This window comes from Bacillus sp. F19, assembly GCA_023823795.1.
Taxonomy (GTDB): domain Bacteria; phylum Bacillota; class Bacilli; order Bacillales; family Bacillaceae; genus Bacillus_P.
In genome coordinates this window covers 1912318-1938481 of record CP085710.1, presented here as the reverse complement: position 1 = coordinate 1938481, position 26164 = coordinate 1912318, and the positions used below count along the sequence as shown (strand labels likewise).

28 protein-coding genes are annotated in these 26164 nt (G+C 41.5%); 7 read left to right on the top strand and 21 right to left on the bottom strand.

What is annotated here, in order from left to right; translation table 11 throughout:
• Window positions 1–196 precede the first annotated feature (196 nt).
• Window positions 197–1138, top strand: coding sequence for a heme A synthase (locus tag LIT25_09845; protein ID USK35558.1), 942 nt, complete (start codon window positions 197–199; stop codon window positions 1136–1138).
• A 182-nt stretch (window positions 1139–1320) separates the two neighbouring features.
• Here the strand turns inward: LIT25_09845 and pyc are convergent, their stop codons facing one another.
• From pyc to glsA, 4 genes are all read right to left on the bottom strand, one after another.
• The gene (gene pyc / locus LIT25_09840) at window positions 1321–4764 is read right to left on the bottom strand and encodes a pyruvate carboxylase (GenBank protein USK35557.1); all 3444 of its coding nucleotides are present in this window, start codon (window positions 4762–4764) and stop codon (window positions 1321–1323) included.
• A gap of 75 nt (window positions 4765–4839) precedes the next feature.
• Window positions 4840–6042 carry an FtsW/RodA/SpoVE family cell cycle protein gene (locus LIT25_09835; protein ID USK35556.1) on the bottom strand — a complete coding sequence of 401 codons (1203 nt, stop codon included), beginning with the start codon at window positions 6040–6042 and terminating at the stop codon, window positions 4840–4842.
• A 380-nt stretch (window positions 6043–6422) separates the two neighbouring features.
• On the bottom strand, window positions 6423–6704 hold the full coding sequence (locus LIT25_09830; protein USK35555.1) for a YlaN family protein: 282 nt from the start codon (window positions 6702–6704) through the stop codon (window positions 6423–6425).
• A 124-nt stretch (window positions 6705–6828) separates the two neighbouring features.
• Window positions 6829–7758, bottom strand: a complete 930-nt coding sequence (glsA, locus tag LIT25_09825; protein USK35554.1) for a glutaminase A — start codon at window positions 7756–7758, stop codon at window positions 6829–6831.
• 117 nt (window positions 7759–7875) lie between these two features.
• Here glsA and LIT25_09820 point away from each other — a divergent pair, with 117 nt between their 5' ends.
• The gene (locus LIT25_09820; protein ID USK35553.1) at window positions 7876–8370 is read left to right on the top strand and encodes a peptidyl-prolyl cis-trans isomerase; all 495 of its coding nucleotides are present in this window, start codon (window positions 7876–7878) and stop codon (window positions 8368–8370) included.
• A 35-nt stretch (window positions 8371–8405) separates the two neighbouring features.
• Here the strand turns inward: LIT25_09820 and LIT25_09815 are convergent, their stop codons facing one another.
• Complete coding sequence (locus tag LIT25_09815) at window positions 8406–9734, bottom strand: PhoH family protein (GenBank protein ID USK35552.1); 1329 nt, start codon at window positions 9732–9734, stop codon at window positions 8406–8408.
• Between the two features lie 171 nt (window positions 9735–9905).
• Between LIT25_09815 and LIT25_09810 the strand changes: the two genes are divergently transcribed.
• Complete coding sequence (locus LIT25_09810; protein USK35551.1) at window positions 9906–10523, top strand: YhcN/YlaJ family sporulation lipoprotein; 618 nt, start codon at window positions 9906–9908, stop codon at window positions 10521–10523.
• A 66-nt stretch (window positions 10524–10589) separates the two neighbouring features.
• On the opposite strand, the gene LIT25_09805 is transcribed toward LIT25_09810, so the two are convergent.
• A complete protein-coding gene (locus LIT25_09805) occupies window positions 10590–11045 on the bottom strand; it encodes a pyridoxamine 5'-phosphate oxidase family protein (protein ID USK35550.1) in 456 nt (151 codons plus the stop codon).
• Window positions 11046–11444: 399 nt separating this feature from the next.
• Between LIT25_09805 and LIT25_09800 the strand changes: the two genes are divergently transcribed.
• Window positions 11445–11645, top strand: a complete 201-nt coding sequence (locus tag LIT25_09800) for a YlaI family protein (GenBank protein USK35549.1) — start codon at window positions 11445–11447, stop codon at window positions 11643–11645.
• Between the two features lie 95 nt (window positions 11646–11740).
• A complete protein-coding gene (locus LIT25_09795; GenBank protein USK35548.1) occupies window positions 11741–12001 on the top strand; it encodes a hypothetical protein in 261 nt (86 codons plus the stop codon).
• Window positions 12002–12085: 84 nt separating this feature from the next.
• Here LIT25_09795 and LIT25_09790 read toward each other — a convergent pair whose 3' ends face one another.
• From LIT25_09790 to typA, 3 genes are all read right to left on the bottom strand, one after another.
• On the bottom strand, window positions 12086–12370 hold the full coding sequence (locus tag LIT25_09790) for a hypothetical protein (protein USK35547.1): 285 nt from the start codon (window positions 12368–12370) through the stop codon (window positions 12086–12088).
• Entirely contained in the window at window positions 12367–12621 is a 255-nt protein-coding gene (locus LIT25_09785) for a YlaH-like family protein (protein USK36225.1), read from the bottom strand. Before LIT25_09785 ends, LIT25_09790 begins: the two co-directional genes overlap by 4 nt.
• A 106-nt stretch (window positions 12622–12727) precedes the next feature.
• Window positions 12728–14572, bottom strand: coding sequence for a translational GTPase TypA (gene typA / locus LIT25_09780; GenBank protein USK35546.1), 1845 nt, complete (start codon window positions 14570–14572; stop codon window positions 12728–12730).
• A 140-nt stretch (window positions 14573–14712) separates the two neighbouring features.
• On the opposite strand from typA, the gene LIT25_09775 reads away from it, so the two are divergent.
• The gene (locus LIT25_09775) at window positions 14713–14898 is read left to right on the top strand and encodes a YlaF family protein (protein ID USK35545.1); all 186 of its coding nucleotides are present in this window, start codon (window positions 14713–14715) and stop codon (window positions 14896–14898) included.
• A gap of 59 nt (window positions 14899–14957) precedes the next feature.
• Here LIT25_09775 and LIT25_09770 read toward each other — a convergent pair whose 3' ends face one another.
• From LIT25_09770 to LIT25_09760, 3 genes are all read right to left on the bottom strand, one after another.
• Window positions 14958–15413 carry a GNAT family N-acetyltransferase gene (locus tag LIT25_09770; GenBank protein ID USK35544.1) on the bottom strand — a complete coding sequence of 152 codons (456 nt, stop codon included), beginning with the start codon at window positions 15411–15413 and terminating at the stop codon, window positions 14958–14960.
• Complete coding sequence (locus tag LIT25_09765) at window positions 15414–16205, bottom strand: inositol monophosphatase family protein (protein USK35543.1); 792 nt, start codon at window positions 16203–16205, stop codon at window positions 15414–15416. It lies immediately after the preceding gene.
• Window positions 16206–16362: 157 nt separating this feature from the next.
• Complete coding sequence (locus tag LIT25_09760; GenBank protein ID USK35542.1) at window positions 16363–16551, bottom strand: hypothetical protein; 189 nt, start codon at window positions 16549–16551, stop codon at window positions 16363–16365.
• Window positions 16552–16804: 253 nt separating this feature from the next.
• Between LIT25_09760 and LIT25_09755 the strand changes: the two genes are divergently transcribed.
• Entirely contained in the window at window positions 16805–17443 is a 639-nt protein-coding gene (locus LIT25_09755; GenBank protein ID USK35541.1) for a DUF1054 domain-containing protein, read from the top strand.
• A gap of 34 nt (window positions 17444–17477) precedes the next feature.
• Here LIT25_09755 and LIT25_09750 read toward each other — a convergent pair whose 3' ends face one another.
• The 9 genes from LIT25_09750 to LIT25_09710 all read right to left on the bottom strand — a co-directional run bounded on the left by LIT25_09750 (window position 17478) and on the right by LIT25_09710 (window position 26153).
• On the bottom strand, window positions 17478–17747 hold the full coding sequence (locus LIT25_09750; protein ID USK35540.1) for a UPF0223 family protein: 270 nt from the start codon (window positions 17745–17747) through the stop codon (window positions 17478–17480).
• Between the two features lie 35 nt (window positions 17748–17782).
• On the bottom strand, window positions 17783–18739 hold the full coding sequence (locus LIT25_09745) for a nitronate monooxygenase family protein (GenBank protein USK35539.1): 957 nt from the start codon (window positions 18737–18739) through the stop codon (window positions 17783–17785).
• A gap of 116 nt (window positions 18740–18855) precedes the next feature.
• On the bottom strand, window positions 18856–19857 hold the full coding sequence (locus LIT25_09740; GenBank protein USK35538.1) for a phosphotriesterase-related protein: 1002 nt from the start codon (window positions 19855–19857) through the stop codon (window positions 18856–18858).
• A gap of 4 nt (window positions 19858–19861) precedes the next feature.
• Window positions 19862–21535, bottom strand: a complete 1674-nt coding sequence (locus tag LIT25_09735; GenBank protein USK36224.1) for an AMP-binding protein — start codon at window positions 21533–21535, stop codon at window positions 19862–19864.
• 243 nt (window positions 21536–21778) lie between these two features.
• Entirely contained in the window at window positions 21779–22762 is a 984-nt protein-coding gene (locus LIT25_09730) for a quinone oxidoreductase (protein ID USK36223.1), read from the bottom strand.
• Between the two features lie 8 nt (window positions 22763–22770).
• The gene (locus LIT25_09725) at window positions 22771–23544 is read right to left on the bottom strand and encodes an enoyl-CoA hydratase (protein USK35537.1); all 774 of its coding nucleotides are present in this window, start codon (window positions 23542–23544) and stop codon (window positions 22771–22773) included.
• A 20-nt stretch (window positions 23545–23564) separates the two neighbouring features.
• Window positions 23565–24329 (bottom strand): SDR family oxidoreductase, encoded by a 765-nt coding sequence (locus LIT25_09720; GenBank protein ID USK35536.1) that lies wholly within the window; start codon window positions 24327–24329, stop codon window positions 23565–23567.
• 25 nt (window positions 24330–24354) lie between these two features.
• Window positions 24355–25095, bottom strand: a complete 741-nt coding sequence (locus LIT25_09715; protein USK35535.1) for a 2-phosphosulfolactate phosphatase — start codon at window positions 25093–25095, stop codon at window positions 24355–24357.
• Window positions 25095–26153, bottom strand: coding sequence for a phosphotransferase family protein (locus LIT25_09710; protein USK35534.1), 1059 nt, complete (start codon window positions 26151–26153; stop codon window positions 25095–25097). The genes LIT25_09715 and LIT25_09710 overlap by 1 nt, the downstream gene beginning before the upstream one ends.
• Between the last annotated feature and the right edge of the window lie 11 nt (window positions 26154–26164).

Sequence of the window (26164 nt, the reverse complement as noted above, 5' to 3'; positions counted from 1 at the left end):
AAAAAACATCGGCAGAAGAATCCCCCATATAATTCCTTATTAATGTGCCTGTTTTTCTACTATAATAAACAGAGATGATATCAGTCATGTTTTTTGTTGCCTGATCGGCTGAGGCTGCCGCTTTAAAATCAAGCGCCTGCCCTCGATTTTTGTCGATTTAGATAAACTCATTATTACGAATAAGAAGGTGAACATCTTGCAGCGAGCATTAAAAGGTTTAGGCGTGCTCACATCTATCGTTATGCTTCTCGTACTCTTAGGAGGAGCTTTAGTTACAAAAACGGAATCCGGAGCAGGATGCGGCGATTCCTGGCCGCTATGTCATGGCGAACTGATTCCGTCAGAGATTACCCCTGAGCTTGTCATTGAGCTCAGTCACCGGGTTGTAAGCGGGCTAGCAGGCATTCTCGTCCTTCTATTAGCTGTTTCATCATGGATTTTGATTGGACATAAACGCGAGACAAAGTTTCTTGCTGCTTTATCATTCTTTTTCCTGGTTCTGCAGGCATTGATTGGCGCTGCCGCAGTTAAGTGGGGACAGTCCGATGCTGTTCTTGCCCTGCATTTCGGGATATCGCTTATATCATTTGCATCCGTTCTGCTTCTTACTTTGCTTATTTTTGAAGTAGATAAAAAGTTTGATACGGAATCCTTGATAATTGATAAAAGAATGAAGTTTCATATGATCGGCATTATATCCTACTGCTATATTGTTGTGTATACCGGCGCATTTGTAAGGCATAAAGAAGCAAGTCTTGCATGCCCAAATTGGCCAATGTGCAGTAACAGGACATATGGTCTTCCGGCCACCCTGCATGAGTGGATTCAAATGGGCCACAGATTTGCGGCCGCATTAATCTTTATCTGGGTTGCCATAGCTGCCTACAAAGCTTTTAAATACTATAAACATCAAAAAGTCGTTTATTATGGCTGGATGATTGCTTTTGCGCTAATTTCCATGCAAGTAGTGTCAGGAGCTCTAGTAGTACTGACCGGTTTAAATTTGGCTGTCGCACTAGCCCACGCTTTAATTATCTCTTGTCTTTTCGGGGTTCTCAGCTATTTCATCCTGCTTATAAGCAGAAATAAAATAAACCGGCAGGCTCAATTGAATAAGGATAATAAAAAAGTAATCTAAAAAGAGGGACGCCATGTGCGCCCCTCTTTTTACATACCCTTAAACATTTCTATGGCTCTCTTTCTTTGCTCGCTGTGTTCGACTGTAGGCTCTTGATAGTCCTAGCCAATCCTGCCGCCAAACGGATAGGCCATGGAACTTAGCCGCAGAGTCAAAAAAAAGACAGCCCGTAGGCTGTCTTTTTAATGGGTTAATTCAATTAATAAATCTCCAGTTTGAATCGCTTCACCGTTCGATACGTGAATATCCTTAATTGTACCTGAGAATGGCGCCTGTACGGTCGTTTCCATTTTCATCGCTTCAGTCAGGAGCAAATGATCGCCCTTGCTGACCTTTTCGCCCTTTTCAACCAAAACCTTGATGACTGTACCAGGCATTGTCGCCCCAATATGATCTTTATTGCCTTTATCAGCTTTCATTTTCGCTGTGATCGTAGCTTTAATGCTTTCATCACGAATAATGACCTCACGAGGCTGACCGTTTAATTCAAAGTAGACAACACGTGTTCCATCAGGCTGAGGCTCCCCAATTGAAACAAGCTTTACAATTAATGTTTTCCCCTGTTCAATTTCAACTTCAATTTCTTCGCCAAGTCTCATTCCATATAAGAAGGTTGGCGTATCGAGAACTGAAATATCTCCAAATTGTTCAAATGTCTTTGTGTAGTCCATGAACACTTTTGGATATAGTGCATGCGCTATAGCATCAAAACTTGTCACTTGTCTGTTTAAGCTTTGGAAAAGCTCTTCCTTCAATGCTTTGAAGTTAACCGGCTCCAATAATTCACCAGGTCTGACCAAAATAGGCTCACGGCCTTTTAAGATAATGCGCTGAAGCTCTTTTGGAAAACCTCCGTGAGGCTGTCCAAGGTATCCTTCAAATAATTCAACAACGGAATCAGGGAAATCAAGCGTTTCTCCCCGCTCATAAATATCGTCTTCTATCAAATTATTCTGGACCATAAAGAGGGCCATGTCGCCGACTACTTTCGAAGAAGGTGTTACCTTGACTATATCTCCGAACAGATCATTTACGCGGCGATACATTTCTTTGACTTCGTTCCAGCGGTCATCAAGTCCGACAGCTTTTGCCTGCTGCTGAAGATTGCTGTATTGTCCTCCCGGCATTTCATGCATGTAAACTTCTGAGTGAGGAGAATTCATTCCGCTCTCAAAATCCTGATAGTAGTGGCGCACGCCTTCCCAATATTGAGACAGCTCTTCTAATGCTTCAATATCTGCTTTTGGCCGATGGTCCATTCCTTGAAGAGCATGATAGAGAGAATTGGCGCTCGGCTGTGAAGTTAAGCCGGACATTGAGCTTACTGCTACATCCACCACATCTACTCCCGCTTCAATTGCTTTTGCATAAGTGAAAATACCATTTCCGCTCGTATCATGTGTGTGCAGGTGAATAGGAATCGAAATTGTTTCCTTTAAAGCAGAAATTAAGTCATAAGCAGCCTGCGGCTTAAGCAATCCTGCCATATCTTTAATTCCTAAGATATGAGAACCTGATTCTTCGAGTTCTTTAGCAAGATTTTTATAGTATTCAAGATCATACTTTCTGCGGGATGGATCTAAAATATCTCCGGTATAGCAGATCGCAGCCTCAGCAATTTTATTTGATTTTCTGACCGCTTCAATCGCAGGCCGCATTCCTTCAACCCAATTCAAGCTGTCGAAAATACGGAATACATCTATTCCTGCATAGGAGGACTTCTCCACAAATTCTTCAATAACATTATCCGGATAATTTTTATAGCCTACTGCGTTAGATGCACGAAGCAGCATTTGCAGGAGAATATTCGGAACTTGTTTTCTGACCGTGAGAAGTCTGTCCCAAGGATCTTCTTTTAAAAAACGGTATGCTACATCAAATGTTGCTCCGCCCCACATTTCAAGCGAAAATAAATTAGGCAGAAGTCTTGCCGTAGGTTCCGCAATATGTTTGATGTCATTTGTTCTTAAGCGTGTTGCAAGCAGCGATTGGTGAGCGTCACGGAACGTAGTATCTGTTAATAGCACTTCATTTTGCTCTTTCAGCCATTTCACAAGACCTTCCGGACCCTGTTCGTCAAGAATCTGCTTTGTTCCGCTTGGAATCGGCTCTGAAAGCTTAACTTTAGGAATGTAAAGTTTATCAAAGACCGGCTTCTTTTTCTTTTCAATGCCCGGGAAGCCATTAACTGTTACATTTCCAATGTAGGAAAGCATTTTCGTTCCGCGGTCTTTTTTCTTTGAAAATACGAATAGCTCTGGTGATGAATCAATAAAAGATGTATCGTATTCACCTGACATGAATTTCTCATGTTTGATGACATTTTCTAAAAATGGAATATTGGTTTTAATTCCTCTGATTCTGAATTCCCTTAAGTTTCTGATCATTTTTGCAGCAGCCTGTTCAAACGTCAGTGCCTGTGTCGAAAGCTTAACGAGCAATGAATCATAATGCGGAGTGATAACAGCTCCCTGGAATCCGTTCCCTGCATCAAGCCTTACTCCAAAGCCCCCGCCTGAGCGATAAGCCATGATTTTCCCAGTATCCGGCATAAAATTATTCAGCGGATCTTCTGTTGTAACCCTTGATTGAATGGCATAGCCTGTTACTCTGATTTGATCTTGTGCAGGAATGCCAATTTTTTCTCCGTGTAGGGGATAGCCTTCTGCGACCATAATTTGAGTCTGTACAATATCAATTCCTGTGACCATTTCGGTAATCGTATGTTCTACTTGAACACGCGGGTTGACTTCAATGAAGTAATACTCTCCTTTTGCAACTAAAAATTCCACGGTTCCTGCGTTTACATAATCAACTTTGTTCATCAGTTTAACGGCAGCATCACAAATGTCTTGTCTTAATTTTTCATCAACAGAGACGCTTGGAGCTACTTCAACCACTTTTTGATGACGTCTTTGCACGGAACAATCACGTTCATACAAATGAATGATATTGCCGTGTTCATCACCAATAATTTGCACTTCAATGTGCTTAGGGTTTTCAATTAGCTTCTCAACGTAAACTTCATCGTTGCCAAATGCAGCTTTCGCTTCAGATTTGGCACGTTCATAGGATTCTTTAACAGCTGCAGCGCTGCGCACAATTCTCATGCCGCGTCCGCCGCCTCCAAGTGAAGCTTTAATTATGAAAGGATAGCCATTTTCACGGCCAAACTCTACAACATCCTCTAAGCTTTGCACAGGTCCGTTGCTGCCCGGAATGACCGGAATATTTGCAAGCTCCGCCTGCTTTCTTGCTTTAACTTTGTCCCCAAACATATCGAGATGCTTGGATTTTGGGCCAATGAAGATGATTCCCTCTTCCTCGCATCTTCTCGCAAAGTGAATATTTTCCGATAAAAATCCATAGCCAGGATGGATGGCATCCACATGATTGGCTTTGGCAATCTCAATAATGCCATCAATATCCAAATAAGCATCGATCGGTTTTTTCCCTTCGCCAACTATGTATGCTTCGTCTGCTTTGTACCGGTGAAACGATCCTGAATCTTCTTTAGAATAGATAGCTACTGTCCGGATATTAAGCTCCGTGCAGGCACGGAATACACGGATGGCAATTTCACCGCGGTTTGCAACAAGTATTTTCTGAATGTTTTTCTGCGACATACGAATCCTCCTTAAGCTTCATCACTTGCATCACTAAAAGTATAACACATTTATAATTAGTATAACACTTTTATTCTATTGAAATGGGACTGTATTTCCGTGTATTTCACTTACCGGCTTAGGTTCAGTCTTCTGATAGGTAGCCCGGTATTTAATAAACATGGAGATGTTAATGAGAATCCCCATTGAAAGCATTAATAGGATCATAGAAGAGCCTCCGTAGCTGATAAATGGAAGCGTAACTCCTGTGATTGGCAACAGCCCCGTTACTCCTCCAACGTTAATCGCTGTCTGTATACCAATCATACTTGAAATGCCAATTGCAAGCAGCGTTCCAAATGCATCTTCACAGTTTCTGGCAATGTGCAAACCTTTCAGCACGATAAAAGCAAGTAGGATCAGGACAAACGCCACTCCAAATATCCCCAGCTCTTCAGAGATGATTGCCAGAATAAAATCTGTGTGCGATTCAGGCAAATAGCCGTATTTTTGAACGCTTTCCCCTAGGCCAAGCCCAGTCAATCCGCCAGAACCAATGGCATAATAAGAATTTATTAAATGGAAGCCCGAGTCCGCTGCATCTCCGAAAGGATCCATAAATCCTACAAACCGGCTGACCCGCTCTGTTGTAAAAATCTTGTCCCATTTCAGCAAAACTAAAGGGCTGATCGCTACAAGACCGGCAAGCCCCAATATAATAAGCTTGAAAATATTTTTCATGCCAAGTCCCGAACAAACGACCATTGAAAGAGCAATCATGCCAATGATAGATGCCGAGCCAATGTCAGGCTGGAGGATAATCAGTACACATATAAACCCTGTAAAAATAATGGGAGGCAGCACACCTCTTCCGAAATGATCAATGTAGGATTGTTTTTTTTCGTACACCGCTGCAAGATAAAGGATGACGCTGAGCTTTACAAATTCTGCCGGCTGAAGCTTAAATCCGAACAGCGAAAACCAGCTTCTTGCACCGCCTGCAACAGAGCCGAATACGAAAATAGCAAGGAGCATCAGGATGGAAAGCATGACTACGCCCCTGATAAAAAAAGGATTTAAATAAGCTCTGTAAGGAAAGAACATGGTAATTAGAAGGGCCACAAACCCCAGTGCAATAAAAATTGCCTGCCTTTGGAAAAAGTGATCACTTTCATAGCCCCACCTGGCAACGGCAGAAATCATACTTGAACTGTACACCATCACGAGACCAAACCCGCATAAGAGGATAACAGCAAGAAGTAGTGAATAATCATATGATTTTAGAATTTTTTTTATCATTTTATCGCTTCCTATCGTGACTTGTTGCTGCATTCTGGATGATTTTATTTTCCTAGTTAGAAATTCGAGATTTAAGCGAAAATTCCTTCCATTATGTTTTCTTCTTCCGAACGCACGCCTTATGGTAACCCGGCAAACGTGCGCAAACAAGTTAAAAAAGTATGTAGGTCTTTTGTTATGGTTTGTTTTACGGCTAATAATATGCTGTTTTCGCATAAATTGTTTTTTACGCAGAAGTTTTTTACGGCAGATCCATTCGTGTCCTATTTCATGAAAATGCAAAAGCAGATTTATTACTGACTGGTGAAAACAGCAAAGTTTACGATAAGTGCTTTATAAAAAAACTCAAACTGTCTAAATGAACAGTTTGAGTTTTATTGTTATTTCTTTGTGAACGCTTCATGCAATGCCGACATTTCTCTTTCGAGTGTGTCAAGGATTACTTTTCCTTCACGTTCATCAATCAGATTAAGCCTGACGGCAAAATCAATTTCTCTTGATAATCCAAACATTTGTGTATCTAAAACCTCTTCATAAAGAGGACATTGAGGCATCGTCAAATTGTCCATTTGGACTTGAATCAGCTTCGTAATTTTATCAGCATCTGCCTTTAAGAGCGCAAGTGCTTTTTCTCGATGATCAATTGCAATCTCAGACGCCAATTGAACCCCTCCGTTCCCGAGCGAATACCCTAATCTATCTATTAATATTATAGTGAAAACAGTAAAAAATCAAGAAAAAACAAGGTGTTATTCTTAAGTGAACTTGTTCCCGGACAAAGATACATCAGAAAATGCTCAATTCATACTTTTCAGACAAAAGATGAAGTAGCTTAATGCCTGCAATACTGTTCCCTTTTTTATCAAGAGATGGTCCAAAAATTCCGATTCCAAAATGATAAGGCACGATTCCCATAATACCTCCTGATACTCCGCTTTTAGCAGGTATTCCAACTTTTATTGCAAATTCCCCTGATGCATTGTACATTCCGCATGTCACCATAAACGTTTTGCAAATACGGGCAATATCTTTGGGGATAATTTGTTTTTCTGTTTGAGGATGCTTGCCGTCAAGAGCGAAGACTGCTCCGATTTTTGCAAGATCGAGACTGTGCATTTGTAGGGCACATTGCTTTGAATATAAATCAATTAAGTCCTCAACATCACCGTCAATGATTCCGTCTTTCTTCATGAAGTAGCAAAGTGACCGGTTCAGCCACGCATTTTCAAATTCAGAAGAAGCTATTTCATGACAGACTTTAATATCTTTATTGAAGGTTAATTCTTTTGTGAATGCTAAAAAACGGGATAATTTTTCTTCCTTGTCAGATCCTTTAATCATATTCGTAACCGCAAGAGCGCCTGCGTTGATCATCGGATTAAGCGGCCGCTGATTTTCATGAGTTTCAAGCTTGACGATTGAGTTAAACGGATCTCCCGTCGGCTCCATGCCCACTCTATCAAACACAAAGGATTCACCATGATCCATTAGCACAAGTGCAAGAGTCAGCACTTTTGATATACTTTGCAGGGTAAAGCTTTTTTCAATATCCCCTGCTGACATACATGTGTTTTCAACATGATAAATCGCAACAGACAAATCATTTTGATCTGCTTCGCCAAGTGCGGGAATATAGTCAGCTATCTTTCCTTCCTTCGTAACCTCCCTCGCAATGCTCACAAGCCGCTCAAGCTCTTCGTTAGTTTGACATGGCATGACCCGTTCACCTCTTCTTTCAGTATGAGGTGTTAGTTTGCCCAAACTTCATGCCAATGACCCCCATGACAAAATCACAGAAAGCGCTTATAATTTTTTATGAAAGGACGTGTAGCAATGCACTCAATCATTATGATAAAAGGAAATATCGCCTTTCCAATCACACTGGATCCCGGTGTATGGATTTTTGACGACAGAAAAGTCGATCTGACTGTTTATTTTGATGAGAATAACAAAGAGAGAAACGAACTAGAAGAGTATACGAAGGCCGTCTCAAAACACTGGGACCAGGAAATACGCGAAGGAGCAAAGCTCCCAGACAGCAAAAACGAAAAGCGCACCGAAAAAGAAAGAATCTTAAACGGAACTTTCGGAATTCCGCTGCTTCCTTTCCTAAGAAATGCCGAGCCTGCTCCAACAGCTGAATATGCTGTATTTAAAACCAATCAAGGAGAGGTTAGAATGACACTGGAGGAAGCATCAGCCCTCATCCTTGGATTCAGTAAAAATGGGAAACCGCTGACTGACGAAGGACCTGTTACCCTTTATTATGGTGATGGCAGCAACAGGGATAACCCTATTACAAACACAAGAGAAATAATAATTGAGTAAGAAAAGCCGCTATTATCAGCGGCTTTTCCCATTTTTCACAATAAATCTGCGGCGAGCTGCGCAAGACCTGAGCGCTCTCCTTTTACTAATCTTACATGACCCGCAATATGCTGATCTTTAAACTTCTCAACAACATAGGTTAAACCATTATTGTATTCATCAAGGTAAGGATGATCAATTTGTTCAGGATCCCCCATTAATACAATTTTGCTTTTTTCCCCTACTCTGGTCAAAATCGTCTTAACTTCGTGTTTTGTTAAATTCTGGGCTTCATCAATAATAATGAACTGCTCAGGGATGCTTCTTCCGCGAATATACGTGAGGGCCTCTACTTCAATTGATCCCATGCCTGCTAAAATGGCATCCAGCTCCCCAGGTTTTTTAGCATTAAAAAGATATTCTAGATTATCATAAATCGGCTGCATCCAAGGCCTTAATTTTTCCTGTTTTTCACCAGGCAGATAGCCAATATCCTTCCCAACAGGAACAATTGGCCTTGCAACGAGCAGTTTTTTAAAAGTGCCTAAATCTTCTGTCTGCATCAGACCTGCAGCTAAAGCAAGCAGCGTTTTCCCGGTGCCTGCTTTTCCAATTAATGTGACCAGAGGCATGTCATTTCTGAGAAGCAGCTCCATCGCCATCGTCTGCTGAACATTTCTTGGCCGAATCCCCCATATGTGATCGTGATCAAAAACGAGTCTTTTTACCTTTTTTCCGGTTTTATCCACGGTTCCTATCGCAGAAGCAGAGCCGCCAAGCGCATTTTTCATAATGACAAATTGATTCGGATAAAATGGATGATTTGTTACCTCAGACAAAATCAATTCATTTTTCTCATAAAATCGATTCAAATCATCACCGCTTATATACAAATCAAGATATCCCGTATAGATTCTGTCAATTTCAACGACTCTGTCACTAAGAAAATCCTCTGCAAGCAGTCCGATTGCATCAGCTTTTACCCTGACCAGCGTATCTTTGCTCACTAAAATGACAGGTCTTCCGTTTTCCGTTGTTTCCTCTTCAATTGAAAGATTTTTCGCCACTGCAAGAATGCGATTATCATTTGTTTTTTCTATAAAAATCTCCTGAAGTTCATGAAAAGAGCGATGATTCAGCTCAATCCTTAAAAAACCGCCGCTTGGCAAAGGGATTTTTTCATGAAGCTTTCCAATCAGCCTTAGGCTATCAATCAGTTTGGAAACATGTCTTGCATTTCGTCCTATTTCATCCATATACCGCTTTTTTGAATCGACCTCTTCAAGAACGACTGCCGGAATCACTACTTCGTTTTCTTCAAAAGAAAAAATGGAATTCGGATCTTGCAGTAAGACATTCGTATCCAAAACATAGATTTTACTCAACCTTCCGCCTCCTACCCAGTTCAGGTTTTTATAGTGTACTGCACTTAAATGTCAGACTAAGATAATCAAGCTGTAATTGAAGCGTTGCTAAAATATATGAAATGGTGCATAAAGATAGAAGATTTATTAGACAATAAAATTAAAAAGCATGGTCTAAAAAGGAGTGATTTCATGCGCAACTTTGTTTTTTCAGCACTGTTTATTCTGCTCGCTTTAACAGCATGCTCAGTGAATCAGGGCTCTCAGGGCGACACACCCGAAGATCAAAACGGAAAGCCCATTAATGTCAGAAACACAGTAAATGAACCAGTGGAAAAAAAATCAGGTGAACAGATTTCTAAGCGCCTGGTCAATCTTGCAGGACGTGTTCCAGGTGTAAATGACGTCAGCGCAGTTGTTCTTGGCAAGTATGCAGTAGTAGGCATTGATGTAAATTCTGAACTTGACCGCAACAAAGTCGAATCCATTAAATATGCTGTTGCTGAAAGCATTCAGCATGATCCATATGGAGCAAACGCGGTGATCATTGCTGATGCGGATACAACAGTCAGACTGCGGGAAATGGGTAAAGATCTTCAGCAAGGACAGCCAGTTGGAGGCATTCTTGACGAGCTTGCCGCAATAGTAGGCCGCGTCATGCCTGAAATTCCAAATGATATGCTGAATAATAATAATAATAATCAAAACAGACCAACGGAACAAGATAACGATCAGCTGAATGAAAAGGAGCAAAAAGAGCTTGATCGTGAACAGGAAGATCAATCTCAGGATCATTTAAATCAAAACTGATGACCAAATGCTCAAGGTCCAAGGATAAAAAAAAATGCACTTAAAAAAAGCTTAGAGCGTATCTTTCTAAGCTTTTTTCATTGCTTCTAAAACCTGGCTGTCAAGCTTTGCTGCTGCTTTTTCATCATATGTTTTTTCATATGCAGGTTCAGCTGAAATTTTTGAGCCGTAAAACATTACATCCCGGACTTCAGAAATGCTAAGCTCAATTAATGCAAGCTTTAACGGGACTCCCTCAAGCTTTTCAATTTTTACATGGGCATTTCCATTAATAGAATATGTAGACTCATTTGCAAGCAGCGTAATGGCCGCAGCCGGATGCTTTTTGACGTTTTCAACGATTCTGGAACGATTGTCAACAGCCAGGTAAACCCGTTCTAAATCGGGTGCATACACCCACGAAACGGCTGATACATTCGGAGATCCTGTTTCATGATCAAGAGTTGCAAAAACAGCAAATCTTTCTTTTTGGAGATTGTCAAACAAAGGCTGAATCAATTTTGTTTCTACCTTATTAGCCATTTTCTTCCCTCCATTAAAGTTGTATAATGCTATCATACCTTTTTTTATTTTTGTTTCCAACTGTAAAATCACATGGAAAAGCGGAACCGCCTGTTTAGCGCAGGCAGACAGATAAAGATTCACCGGAAAAGTCCGGTTTTGACTTTTTTGGTGAATCCGTTCTGGCCAAGGAGTTAGGCGGTGGAGCTAGACACACAGAAAAGCGGAACCGCCTGTTTAGTTCAGGCAGAAAAACATATATACAGTAGCGGTTCATAAATCACAATTCATTTTTATCAGCCGGCTTCAGAATCTTTTCAACCTGTTTTGACAATAAAAATTGATCTAAGGTTAATTCACCAAAACTAAAAAAGAAACTTAACTAAATGTATTTATCATAAAAGAATAATGAGGTGTACCATGAGAGTAAAATGTGTTTTATGCGATAAAGTCGAAACCATTAGTGACGAAACGCTTCAGGCGAAGAGGCTGAGAAACCGCCCGATCCATACGTATATGTGCAATGAATGCGATCTGAGGATTGAAAATCGGACGATTGAACGGGCAAACACGGGTAATTTCAGATTGTACAGAGATAAAAAAACAGAAGAAAACTGGTAGTTGTTAAACGGGGAGCTCTTATTGGCCTGTTCAGCGGTATTGTTCTTGGTCTTTTTCTGAAATTCGCTGAAATAGTCAGTGAAGTGAAAGTGTATGTGCTTTTACTTAACATTGATTTTATTTACAGAGAGCCTCTCCCTGAGCTTTATGAATTTGTTCTTCATTTAGCTGTTGCTGTTGTTATAGGAATTCTGTATATTTTCACTTTGAACTTTTTTAATATCTCAGCTATTCTGATTAAATGGCTGACATCATTTGCACTTACTCTGACGGCCTTATTATTATATTTGCCTTTAACTATACTTGCCGTAAGAGAGACGCCAGCAATTAACGACTTTGAAGCGATTGCCTGGTGAACGTTAGGTCACATCCTGTTTGCAGCTGTAATGGCTGCCTCAGCTCAAATTATGCACAAAAAAACACCTCATTAAGAGGTGTTTTTATTTATAATTCACATATTTTTCAGGTTCTGCTTCGATTTGATCAATCATGCTGTCAATTAATTCTACCGGAAATCTGAATGATTTAGACTCGCCATTCAGTGTGTAGCACACAAGATACATGACTTCATCTTTCTGAACTTGAACATCGTTCAAATCATGGTTTTCCTTCAGCAATTCATCAAACAGCCTGAATGTATCACCTGCAGCAGTATCTTCAGGACGGGCATCCGCTACAACTTTAATGGAAAGCCAATTATAAAGAGAGTCCTGAAGTGATCTCATGTTGCGGCATCCCGCTCAGCTTTTTTGGACTGATGCAGACGGATCTTATAGATGATTAAGATGAGTGCTGCAACAATGAGTCCTTCAGCGACAGGAAGAAATGCACCTAAAAAGGTTAAAACTGTACACCCGAACATTAAGAACAAATAGATGACAATTGCCTTTAGAAGGGGCAGCTTTTTAGCAAACCCCAGCTTAAATACGACAATTGATAATCCGAGAATGACCAAGTATAAAATATTTGCCCCCATTTGAGTATCAGGTTCAGTTGCTGTATAGATGGAATACGCAACCGGCCACATACTTTCGTAAACGTTCATCCCGTGTTCCCCTCCATTGCATGTCTAGGGTTATCTCTTACAGTAAGCCAGCTAATTTTTTCTTCTTAGCTTGTTTTTCGCGCTCATTCTTATCAAGAATTTTCTTTCTTAAACGGATAGATGTTGGAGTAAGCTCACAGTACTCATCATCGTTCAAGTATTCAAGAGATTCCTCAAGAGACATGATGCGTGGTTTTTTCATTGTGCTTGTTTGGTCTTTATTTGCAGAGCGGATATTTGTTTGCTGTTTCATTCTGCAGATGTTGACAACCAGATCATTTTCACGATTGTGCTCTCCAACGATCATACCTTCATATACGTCTTTACCAGCATCAAGGAAAATAATTCCGCGGTCTTCAACACCTTGAATACCGTAAGTTGTTGATTTTCCGTTTTCCATGGAGATAAGCACGCCTTGACGACGTCCTCCAACTTGACCAGGCTGCATTGGCTGATAGCTGTCGAATGTATGGTTGATGATACCGAATCCGCGGGTGATTGACATGAATTCTGTAGAGTAACCGATTAATCCGCGTGCAGGCACGTTGAAAATTAAACGAACTTGACCGTTTCCATTGTTAATCATATCGAGCATTTCACCTTTACGGGCACCAATTGATTCCATAACAGAACCAGTATGCTCCTCAGGCACATCAATTTGAACGCGCTCAACTGGCTCACATCTGACTCCGTCAATTTCTTTCACGATAACTTCAGGTTTAGATACTTGAAGCTCAAAGCCTTCGCGGCGCATATTTTCGATTAAGATTGAAAGATGAAGTTCTCCGCGGCCTGAAACGATCCATGCATCCGGAGATTCCGTGTTTTCAACACGCAAACTTACATCTGTCTGTAATTGAGCCATTAAACGCTCTTCAATTTTACGTGAAGTGACATATTTTCCTTCGCGGCCTGCAAATGGACTGTTGTTTACAACAAATGTCATTTGAAGAGTCGGCTCATCAATACGAAGGATTGGCAATGCTTCCTGATGTTCAACCGGGCAGACTGTTTCTCCTACGTTTATATCTTCCATTCCGGAAACAGCAACTAGATCTCCTGCTTTTGCGCTTTCAATTTCAACGCGTTTTAACCCTTGGAAACCGAATAATTTTGTTACACGGAAGTTTTTGAAGGAACCGTCAATTTTCATTAATGAAACCTGCTGGCCAACTTCCATCGTTCCGCGGAATACGCGGCCGATTCCAATTCGTCCAACATAATCATTGTAATCAAGAAGAGCTACCTGGAATTGAAGAGGCTCATCTGTGTTATCAACAGGAGCTGGAATGTGCTCAACAATAGAATCAAACAATGAAACCATGTTTTCTTCCTGATCAGCAGGGTCCGGGCTAGTGCTTGCTGTTCCGTTCATAGCTGAAGCAAAAATAACCGGGAACTCAAGCTGCTCTTCTGATGCATCAAGTTCAATAAATAAGTCAAGAACTTCATCCACTACTTCCTCTGGACGGGCAAAATCACGGTCAATTTTGTTAACTACTACGATAGGCGTTAAATTTTGCTCAAGTGCTTTTTTAAGCACAAAGCGTGTTTGAGGCATACAGCCTTCATAAGCGTCGACAACAAGTAATACGCCGTCAACCATTTTCATGATGCGCTCAACTTCGCCGCCAAAGTCGGCATGTCCTGGTGTATCCATTATGTTGATGCGTGTATCTTTATAATTAATTGCCGTATTTTTTGCTAAGATCGTAATTCCGCGCTCGCGCTCTAAATCATTGGAATCCATCGCTCTTTCAGCAACTTGTTCGTTCGCACGGAACGTACCAGCCTGATGAAGCATTTTGTCGACTAGGGTCGTTTTTCCGTGGTCTACGTGGGCAATAATAGCAATGTTTCGAATATCATTTCGAAGTTTCACATTTTCATCTCCTAAAAAATTAAAATAACCTTATGTATTATACCACAAACTTTTATAGAAAAAAGGAATCATTTTATGTAAACTGATAAAAGGGACAAAATTTGCTGTCCAAACGGTTCTTGAAAGGGATGAAATATCAGATGAAATCTGGAAAATGGGTCTTCTTTCTTTTAGCATTCATTGCAGCTGCCTCGATGGTAAGCGTAGGCATAGCGGTTGGTGAAAGAAGTATTTTAGGCATAGTGATCTCTATTATTGCCCTTATTGCGGCAATGGGATTTGGATTTGCTACAAAAAAGAAAATGCGGGATAAAGGAATTCTTTAACAAAAGCCTGGGCTCTGATTCCCAGGCTTTTCCACATTAAAAAACCCCTAAATAAGGGGCTATACAGGTTTTACAGTGATTATATATTCTTTGCCTTCAGAATCTTTTTCTGATTTAAGCTGTTCAAATCCGCATGTCCCTAAAAACTTCAGCCAGTCGAGCCTCGAAGCCGGACAGCCAGCGAATACTGCTTTATGGCCATCGTCTTTTAATTGTGCCGATATCTGCTCGATTATTTTCATACCGAGACCTTGATTACGGTGCTGAGGATGAATCAGGACCGTTCCAATCCACGCCTTCTCATTGGAAGGAGCCCAGTTAAGATGAAAGGAGATGCCAATTTTTTCTGCTGACTTCATCCAAATGAGCCAAGTGCCGTTATACATTTTATATGATGTCATGTATTCTTCTGCCTGATCTGGCCTGCATTCCTCTTCTTGCCAAACTTCGCTTGCTGAAATCAGCTCTGCAAAGAAAGAATAATCTTTCTCTTCAAATAAACGGTAATTCAGCATCTACTTATGCAGATAATCCTTTAGAATAGTGGAGTGAATCTCTTTTTTTGCAACGAAAATACTGTTTTGTCCAATCAGATTTATTTTTTCACCATCTAACGTTGTTGCTTTAGCCCCAACTTCATCGAGTAAAATCAGACCGGCAGCAAAATCCCATGGAGCAAGTCTCAGCGTAATATAAGCGTCAAGCCTTCCTGATGCAACATAGGCAAATTCTAGTGTGGCAGAACCATATGACCGTGTTCCTCTGACCGCTTTTGCAACTGGAACTAATAAGTTATGATCAAATCGTTTATTTTCCATGACCCATGTTGCATTCAAAGCAATCACAGCCTGGTTTAAAGGAACATCCTTCAGCTCGGGGAGTCTGTAATCATTCATATAGGCTCCTTTGCCCTTGACTGCATGGTACAGCTCGTCATGAACAACATCATAGATCAAACCGACTTGTCCCACCCCATCTTCATAAATTCCGATTGAAATGGCGAAATTCCTTTGCTGATGAACAAAATTCATTGTTCCGTCAATCGGGTCCACAATCCAGACAATTCCTTCTAAAGATTGTATGTCGTGACCAAATCCTTCTTCCCCAAGGATCCTGTGTTCCGGGTATGTTTCATTAATTTTCGAAATTAAATATTGCTCGGTTTCTTTATCCATATTGGTAACAAGATCATCCGGATTAGATTTTGACTGGATCTGCAGCACATTTTGAAACGACTGTCTGATCGTTTCTCCTGCCGCGTAAATCCATGTTTTTGCATCACTTTCGATCTTAGACCAATTTGCCATGTATAAACCTTCTTTCTATGTAGGTAAGCTATTTATATAAAATAAGAATAACGCAAGGAAAATATGGAAAGCAAGCAAATGGCGCACTCATCTGTTCAAAAATCAGCTACTCAGATAAAAACGAACCCTTATGCGCGGTTCGCTTTGTATGCTGCATTTAAGCCTGCAGTCTGAGCCATTCTTTTCTTAGTCTCTCAAGCTTCCGTTTACATTCATTCTTCTTTGTTTCATTATTTTCGCTCATGGCGTCATAAAGGGTGGCCAATTCGTAATCTAATTCAAGTTTCAGCACCCCAATACGATTATCCGATTCCTTTTGTCCAGTAGTTTTCACAATTTGCTTCATCTTTCTACCGCCCCTTTCAAATATTGTCTATAATTGTTAACCAGCGACTTTTCGTTTAACGTAATTTTCTGATATTTTTATATATGATATGAAACTTGAAAATAGGATGCAACTTGGAAGTGAAAATTGTGTATTTACCTATTATTTAGTTAATACCACATTTTCATAGTGTCGAAACGTGCAAGTTTCTTTCGGATATGCTGGCTGATATGCTAAAATGTTGGCATGCAACGCGATCAGGAGGTAGTAAGAAATGGACTTCAAAGGATTTACAAATGAAGATTTCGATGTTTTTAAAATTGACGGCTTAGATGAGCGAATGGAAGCATTAATTCATACAGTAAGGCCAAAGCTTGAGCAGTTAGGTGAAAAATTTTCCTCAGAACTCTCAGGAATGACGGGGGATGAAATGTTTGCACACGTTGCAAAGCACGCACGCCGGTCGGTTAACCCGCCTAAAGATACTTGGGTTGCATTCGCAAGCAATAAGCGCGGATATAAAATGCTTCCCCACTTTCAAATCGGCTTATGGGAAACTCACGCTTTCGCCTGGTTTGCGGTTATTTATGAGTCTCCTGTAAAAGACCAATACGGAGCTGGGCTTGCAAAAAACTGGACCAGGCTGCGTTCACAAATCCCCGACCATTTCGTCTGGTCTGGGGACCATACAAAACCGGAAGTATCTGTTCAAAAAGACATGAGCCAAGAAGACTTCCAAGAAATGTTTAAACGCGTTGAAAATGTCAAAAAAGCGGAATTATTATGCGGAATAAAAATTGACAGAGAAGATGCCGTTAAAATGAGCGGAAAAGAATTTACAGACAAAATGGAAGAGACATTTAAAACGCTGCTTCCTCTATATACTATTGCTCAAAAGGCTGCTGTGTCATAAGAAATACACAAAAGGACGGGATGAACCCGTCCTTTTACATTTTAATTTTATCAGCATCGCTGCTTTCTCTGCTTTTTTTAATGGCGCGGTAAGAAGAATACCCGCTCATTTCTTCAAAATCATCACAGAGATTCTTCTCTTCTGCTTTGCTTGGGACAATCTCCTTGAATCTCCGATATGCTTTCATCAAGTCTTCCCGGCTGATCCCGCTCTCATATGCTTTTTCAATCGATTGGAAAAATGCAATCACATCAATGATTTCATTTGTGCTCCAATCAGGCTGAATCGGATATTGATAATCCATTGTTCCTCACCTGCCATTTCCTGCTTGATTAGTTATTAAGTCCATCTTTGTCTTATCTCGCTGGCCTCAGCTATCATCCTCGAGAGAAGCTGTTCAACGCTCGGTACGTCGCGGATTAAGCCTGTAACTTGTCCAGCCCACGCAAAACCATTGTCTATCATACCATCATATATGTATCTTTTGTTAGCATGGCCGCTAATATAATCTTTTAGCTGCTCATAATCAGCTTGTTTTTGCTCCATCTCCAATATTTTAGCTGTCCAAGGTCCCGCTAGTGCTCTAGCCGGCGCTCCAATACTGCGTTTAATGACAACAGTATCCCGTTCTGAACTGTTTACAAGGGCATGTTTGTATTCTGAATGCGCATGTACACATTCCTGTGTAGCAATAAACCTCGTTCCCATTTCAATTCCTTCTGCTCCGAGACTGAGTGCAGCCATCAATCCTCTGCCGTCACCAATTCCTCCGGATGCAATAACAGGAATGGACACAGAATCAACCACTTGAGGTATTAAAACGAACGTTCCGGTGTCATCTCTTCCAAGGTGGCCTCCTCCTTCTTGTCCTACAACCATAACAGCATCTGCTCCAAGTTCTTCTGCTTTTTCAGCTTGCCTTCTGGCAGCCACCAGAACAAGCTTTTTTACGTTTGCCCCTTTTAATTGATGAAAGATAGCGGAAGGATTGCCTCCTGTCATAGAAATGACAGGTACTTTTTCTTCAATTGCCACATCCAGCAGATCTGAGAATGGTCTTCCGTGCTGGCCTACCGCAAAATTCAAACCAAACGGCTTATCTGTTTTTTTGCGGACTTTTGCAATCTCTTCCCGAAGCAGTTCAGGTTCCCCAAGAGACATCGCTGTTATTTGGCCCAGTCCGCCAGCGTTTGATACAGCAGCTGCCAAATCAGAATATGCAAGGTATGCAAGTCCTCCCTGAATAATTGGGTATTGAATGTTTAAAAGCTCTGTAATTCTAGTCTTCCATTCCATTTAAAAATCCCCTTTCTTTGATGCAGAAATCCCTTGTGTTATTCAAATTCTCTTTTTCTGTTTCAACTCCTTTTTTAAAGGCAATAAAAAAAGGCAGCTCTGGCTGCCTCAAAAAATTAAGAATTGATTTTAGCTTCCTGATGAAAAAACAGTCTTGACGGATTGGTTTCAAGCATTGTTCGGATGTTTTCTTCAGGCATCCCCTGTTCCCGAAGCTCAGGGATAATATTTTCAAAAAGGTGAACAGGATGCCAGTTTTTCATTTTTCCCTGTATCACCTCAGGCAGAATTAACGGCCGTCCCATCCAATGATTAACCGTGTCATGAGACAGCATGATTTGATTTGTGTAGCCAAGGGATACTAATTTGATAAGGGTTCTTATTCTTTCGTTATCGTTCGGAGCCCCTCCCATGCCCTGTATGCCAAACCTGTCAAATGCGATGAATACTCCTTTTTCCAAAACCTTCTCATGATAATCTGTATCCGTATTGCCGCACATGTGGCCAATCACTATTTTTTTAGGATCACATCCAAGATCAATCAATAATTCCACTTGATCAGGCCCCATTGTTCCTTCTTGTGTATGCGTCAGGATGACCGTGCCTTCCTCCAAGTGTACCCTTGCAGCGGCTTTAAAGAACATTCGTTCATATTCGGTAATGACACCTTTTCTTGAAGCAAGCTTAATAATACCTGGCTTTATTCCGGTATTCCTGATTCCTTCTGTTATTTCCTTCTTAAACATTTCATATATTTCTTCTTCAGCTGTACCGAGTCCCTGCCTGAATTTTAAAAAAGGAGCTGCACCTTCTCCCTCATAATAAAAACCTGTTGCGCACACAATTTGCAGTCCTGTACGTTCAGAGATTTCCTTTAATAGTTCAGGGTTTCTGCCGCATTCATTCGGGGTTGGATCGACCACCGTGTCAACCCCGAAGCTCAAGAGCTGAAGGGCAATGGTAATCCCTGTCTCAAGAGCATCCTGTTCATCAAATCCCAAAAGAGAGTCATCACCGTGGAATCCGGGATAGCCAAATACAAAATGTTCATGAATTAGTGTTTTGCCAAGCTGATCGGCTGCTATTGGCCCAGTAACTGTTTCAACCATATGTTTCATTCTCTCACCCCAAAACCTTTTGTTTTTCTTCTTCCTGGAGCTTTCTCCACAGCAGTTTTCCGCTTGATGTCATTGGCAGGCTTTTTCTGAATTCAATGAGTCTTGGATATTTATAAGCCGCCATTTTTTCTTTTGCCCAGTTCACGATTTCCTCTGCATCAATTTCACCTTCAAACTCTTTATTTAATATGATAAATGCTTTTACAGTTTCACCCCGTCTTTTATCAGGTACTCCTACGACGCATGCCTGCTGGACAGCTGGATGCTGATACAGGACACCTTCAATCTCCGTCGGCCACACTTTGAATCCTGATGCGTTGATCATCCGTTTGACACGGTCCACAATGAAGTAATACCCCTCCTCATCACGTTTGCCGATATCACCTGTTCTGAAGAACTTTTTGCCCTCAATATCAATAAAAGACTTTTCATTTTCCAGTTCGCGATTATAATAGCCGAGGAAAATCTGCGGGCCGGAAACAACTATCTCTCCTTCCTGACCTGTTCCAAGCTCCGTTAGATGAACTGGATCGATTACTCTTGCATCCACATCAAACGATGGAATACCAAGACATTGGAGCTTAGAACGATCAGGCGGATTGAAGTGAGTCTGGGCAATTGTCTCTGACAGCCCATATCCTTCAATAAATTTGAGACCGGTCATTTTATACAGCTTTTCTCCTACAGCCGCAGGGAGAGCTGCTCCTCCTCCGGCAAGGTTCATCAAGGATGTCATATCTTCCTTTACAAGCGCGGGATTTGCCAAAAAGTCAATCAGCATCGTGCTGATGTTAATCCAGTGTGTCACTCTTAAATCGTGAATGATTTTTCTTGCATATTCCCTATCCCATCTAGTCATCATCACGACCGTTGCTCCTGATAGAATAGGTATATGCATGCTGTGAACCATTCCTGTCACATGAAAAAGAGGCAAAGTTGCTAAGCAGATCGCGTCAGAAGCAGCGTTCAGCCAATGATAGCCTCCAAACGTATTAGCCTGAACTGTCCGATGCGTATGCATGCATCCTTTTGGCAGTCCGGTTGTCCCGGAAGTGTAAGGCAAAACAGCCAGATCATCTGCAAGAGAAGCCATTTCAGAAGGTGCAAATAATCCCTGCACAGCATCTTTCCAGTTCATATGATCATGATTTAAAAGCTCTATCGCTCCTTTTTTTACCTCTTCCGGGATGTCCTCATTCAGAGAATCTTGAGAAAGATAATCAGAGTAAGCAGCGACAATAACATTTTTCAGTGTGGTCGAATCAAAAACAGGCTGTATTCGTTCGTAAAGCTCCTGTCCAATAATACCTGTCTTCATCTGACAGTCATGAATATAAAACCTGAGTTCCTCTGCCGTATTCATAGGATTTATCGGAACAACAACCCCGCCCGCTCTCAGAATGGCATAATAACCGATGACAAACTGAGGGGAATTTTGTACAAATAACAGGACTTTTTCTCCCTTGGCAACGGATAATTTATTTTCCAGAAACCCTGCAAGCGAATCAACCTCACGCATTAAATGCCTGTATGTAATTTCTGCACCATAATAATAAACCGCTGTTTTTTCAGGGTATCTCCTCGCCGAAATTTCCAGATTGTCATAAAGCGTCGTTTCGGGAACTGTTAACGTATACGGCACTCTTACCGGCCAATGTTCAAAATGAGATTGAATCATCGTTATCACACCTCTTCCCCTTTATTGGTAACGCTTACAGTTTAATTTCTAACTTTTCTGATAAATACCTTTTTCTAATTAAACTATTTTTAAAAATTTCTGATCTAGGCAATGAAATAGAGTTTCCCTAAAGATAACCGGGAAACTCCAGCTGTTATTTTTTGATATTGACAAGCTTTCCATCTTCGACGGGTTTCAGCACATAGGCGGATTAAGTAGAAGGATTTGCAGATTTTAATGATTTTAGGGAACTAAAATCAGTTTCCCTTTTGTTTGTCTTCCCTGGAGCATCTCATGTACTTCTTTCGCACTTTCCAAAGGATAGACGCCCCCGATTGTCAGCTTTAACTCTCCATTTTGAAGATAGCCGAGCAGATCTGACAGACTTCGTAAATATAACTCTTTCTTTCTCATAATCTGCGGAAGGAAAAACCCGATGACTGACAGATTTTGTGCCATGAGTGAAGAAGGGTATAGCCGTGATTGTTCACCGCTCGCCACTCCATAGATCACAAGACGGCCAAACGGCGCCATGCAAGATAATGTTTTTCTGAAAACATCGCCTCCAGCCATTTCAAGGGCTACATCTACACCTTTTCCTCCAGTCAGATGAAGAACTTCCTTTTCCCAGCCTTCTTGAGTATAATCAACCGTTTCGTCTGCACCCATTTCAATGGCAAGGCTTCTTTTTTCAGGTGTGCTCGCCGTTGCGATGACTTTAGATGCTCCAAATAGCTTTGCAAGCTGTACGGCAATTGTCCCAACTCCACCTGCAGCTGCATGAATCAGAACGATTTCTCCCTGTTCAATCCGCCCCATTGTTTTTAAAATATGATAAGCACTGAGCCCTTGAAGAGGAAGCGACACCGCTTGTTTAACATCCACACCGTCTGGAACAGGAATTAATCCCTTTTCTTCAGCTACAGTGAACTCCGCATAGCCTGTCGCTCGGCTGGATCCAAGAAGTGTGACGACTTTATCTCCTTTTTTAAAGCGGGTGACATCACTGCCGATTTCCTCAACCGTTCCCGCCACCTCTGCACCCGGAACAAACGGGAGAGGTGTATCAATCACATATTGTCCTTCCCTCCTCGCTGTATCTGCATAGTTAACGCCGATTGCTTCTATTTTAATTAAAACTTCCTTTGCTGCAGGCTCCGGAACTTCCATTTCCACCACTTTTAAAACCTCTGGACCGCCGTATTCTACTAATTGGATCGCTCTCATCATCATCATCACTTCCCTTGAAAGACTGGCTTGCGTTTTTCTTTAAATGCATGGATGCCTTCCTGATGATCCTCCGTTGAAATCATCAGTGTCTGGACAATCCGTTCTTGCTCCAAAATCTCTTCAAGTGTTGAAACAGCTGAGGAGTTAATGATTTTTTTCATCATCCCGTACGCTTTGACCGGACCTTGCGATAGCTTATGAGCATAAGATACAGCTTCATCTTTCAGCTGTTCTAAAGGGACAACTTTATTTACGATGCCGTATTCAAGCGCCTGGTTTGCAGTGATTGGCTCTGCGTTGAAAAATAACTGCTTTGCTTTATAGGGACCGATGATGCGTGGAAGAAAGTACAAACCGCCTCCATCTGAAATGAGCCCTACCTGCGAAAAGCTCATGACAAATTTGCTGTCTTCCGCAGCCAGGATCTGATCGCATGCGAGGGCCAGATTAAAGGCAGCTCCTGCTGCAAATCCATGCACAGCTGCGATAATCGGTTTGTCTAATTCCTTAAAAGCTTTGATGCATCCGTTCAGGCGTCCAATATGATCATATACTTGCTTGCCGTCTGCTTCACCCATTGTTTTCACATCTCCTCCGGCACTGAATGACCTTCCGGATCCGCTTAATACAACAACCCTCACGCTGTCATCCTGTTTAGCATTATTTAATTCATTTGTCAGGGCAAGAATCATATCGGCACTGAATGCATTCAATCTTTCAGGCCTGTTTAACGTTAAAAACAGGACATGCCCATTTTTTTCTGTCAATAAATCACTCATCATAATTCCTCCTTAAAAATTTATGTAATCAGCCAGCCGCCGTCTGCAAGCAAATCGGAGCCAGTCATATAAGACGCCTCGTGTGAAGCGGCAAACGCAATAATGTTTGCAATTTCCTCGGGTCTTCCTACACGCTTTAGCGCTGTATTCCTTTTAATGGCTTGTGTAAATCTCTCATTTTGGAGACCTTTTTCAGTAAGAGGTGTTTCAATAAATCCTGGTGAGACCGAGTTGACTCTTATTCCGTGAGGGGCAAACTCATAGGCGAGCGCTCTCGTAAAATTGATCACAGCTGCTTTTGCTGAGCTGTAATGCGGAATTTCTGCTCCCGCTTTATAGCCAGAGAGAGAAGCTACATTCACTATGGCCCTGCACTCAGACTGAACCGCACTTTTTTCTGCCATATAGCCTCCAAGTGCTTTAGAAATAAGAAAGACACTTTTCAAATTCACATTTTGGACGAAATCCCACTGATCAGAAGTAGTATCCATAATTCTCGAATGAACAGACCCTCCTGCATTATTCACAAGCACATGCAAATTCCCGAATTCTTCTTTTACATAAGTAAGTAGAGAAGCTGCATCTTCTTCCTTCGTCACATCAGCTGTGAAAGGAAATGCCGCTTTTTCTTCCCGGTTCAGCTCTTCAGCTGCTGATGTTAATTTCTTCTCATTTCTGCCAACCAAAATCACTTTGGCACCTTCTAAGGTAAGTCTTCTTGCCGTTTCTTTGCCGATGCCGCTTCCGGCACCTGTTACGACGGCGATTTGCTGCTGAAATCTCATGTATTCACTTCCTTTCCCAGATTGTTCAGATGCTGGTTATGGCCTTCCCGATGTTCACAAGCCCATCCCCCTTAAGGATTGGGACAACATCAAAACAGCTGCGCCTGCTGATAAACTGAATTTCCTCTCCAAAACCGTATCTCAAAAGCATTTTTCCTACCCTTGACTGAGAAAGCACTTGAACTGGATCCTCGCGATTGCCTTCGTAAAATAATTTGGCTGTTCTTGCGGAGTCGCTTAAATCCCAGTCAGCCAGAGAGGTCAGCAGCTCAATCAAATATCCCGCACCATAGAAATCTTCTAAACTAAAATGACCGGACGACCCCGAACAGACAATTACAATCGTTTCATTCGCATTTTCAGCTATCAATTTTTCTGAGACAGCCCGTGCATTTAATAATGAACATGCAAATACCCTAAGACCTGAGCTGCTTTTATGAACAGCAACCGTGCCGTTTGTTGTCGATAGAATCACCTTTTTTCCGGCTGCAGCATCCTTAAGTGTAGACGGATTCGGATCAAGAAACCCTTCGATGGTCTTCCCTTCATACTCACCCACGAGAATGTATTCATCCTTGTTTAACCGTTTGGCACGTTCATTTGCTTGCTGCCCATCCAGTACAGGAATAACTGATAGGGCACCGTGATGCAGAACAGTTGTAATAGCTGATGTTGCAAGCAGAACGTCGAAGACAACAGCAATTTTGTTTTCCATTTTTACAGAATCAATCTCTTCTTTTCTTGTAATAACATGAATTTTCCCCATCATGACTCCTTATGTGCCATGCGAAGGGCATGCTGAATGAGGATTTGCGTAAATGGCCCAAAGCGGGCAAAACGCTGATCATTAGTCTGGCCTTTTTTGTAGCGATAGTAGATTTGCTGACAAATTACCGCCAGTTTAAACGTTGCGAATGTTGTGTAATAGTGAATATTTGTAACATCTCTTCCGCTTTTCCTCGCATAGCTCTCTATAAACTGATCTCTTGTATAGAACTTCCCGCTTGTTGTGATTGAAGGTTTGCCCATTCCTTTTTTAAGAGACTCAGGATCATCCTTCTCCATCCAGTAGCTCATGGCAGCGCCAAGGTCTGCAAGCGGATCTCCGATCGTTGTCATCTCCCAGTCAAACAATCCCGTCATTTCTTTCAGATTTTGAGAGAACAAGGCATTATTGAATTTAAAGTCATAATGAATGACAGCTGGCTCTCCTGAAACGGGCAAATTCGCCTGCAGCCACTTTGTCAGCAGCTCAATTTCAAAGATTTTGTCTGTTTTTGCCTTGTGATATCTGCCAATCCATCCGTGCACCTGCCTTTCCATGAATCCCTCAGGCTTGCTTAATGTTTCGAGCGCCGTTCCTTTGTAAGGAACATCATGAAGCTTTACAAGCGTATCAACCATGACTTCGGAAAGAGAATGGCCTATTTCAACCGTACATTCACTATTTTCAGGCAGTTCTGTATCGACGAGAAAACCGTGCCGTCTTTCCATTACAAAGAACGTACTGCCTGTCACGGAATCATCACCGCTGAAAAAATATGGCTTTGGAGCTAGTGGAAAGAGAGGATTCAGATCTTTCAGGATTTTATACTCTCTCTCCATATCATGAGCTTTAGGCGCCACTGGTCCGAGCGGCGGCCGTCTTAAAACAGCCTCCCACTCTCCTATTCTCAGGGCATAGGTTAAATTTGAAGCGCCGGTCCCAAATTGTTCAATATGTAATGTACCAGCAGGAAGTGAAGGGATTTCTGCTCGTAAACACTCTTCTAGAATCTGGGCATTGAGTTCTTCCCCGGTTTGGACAGGTATAATTTGAGACATCGTATCACCCC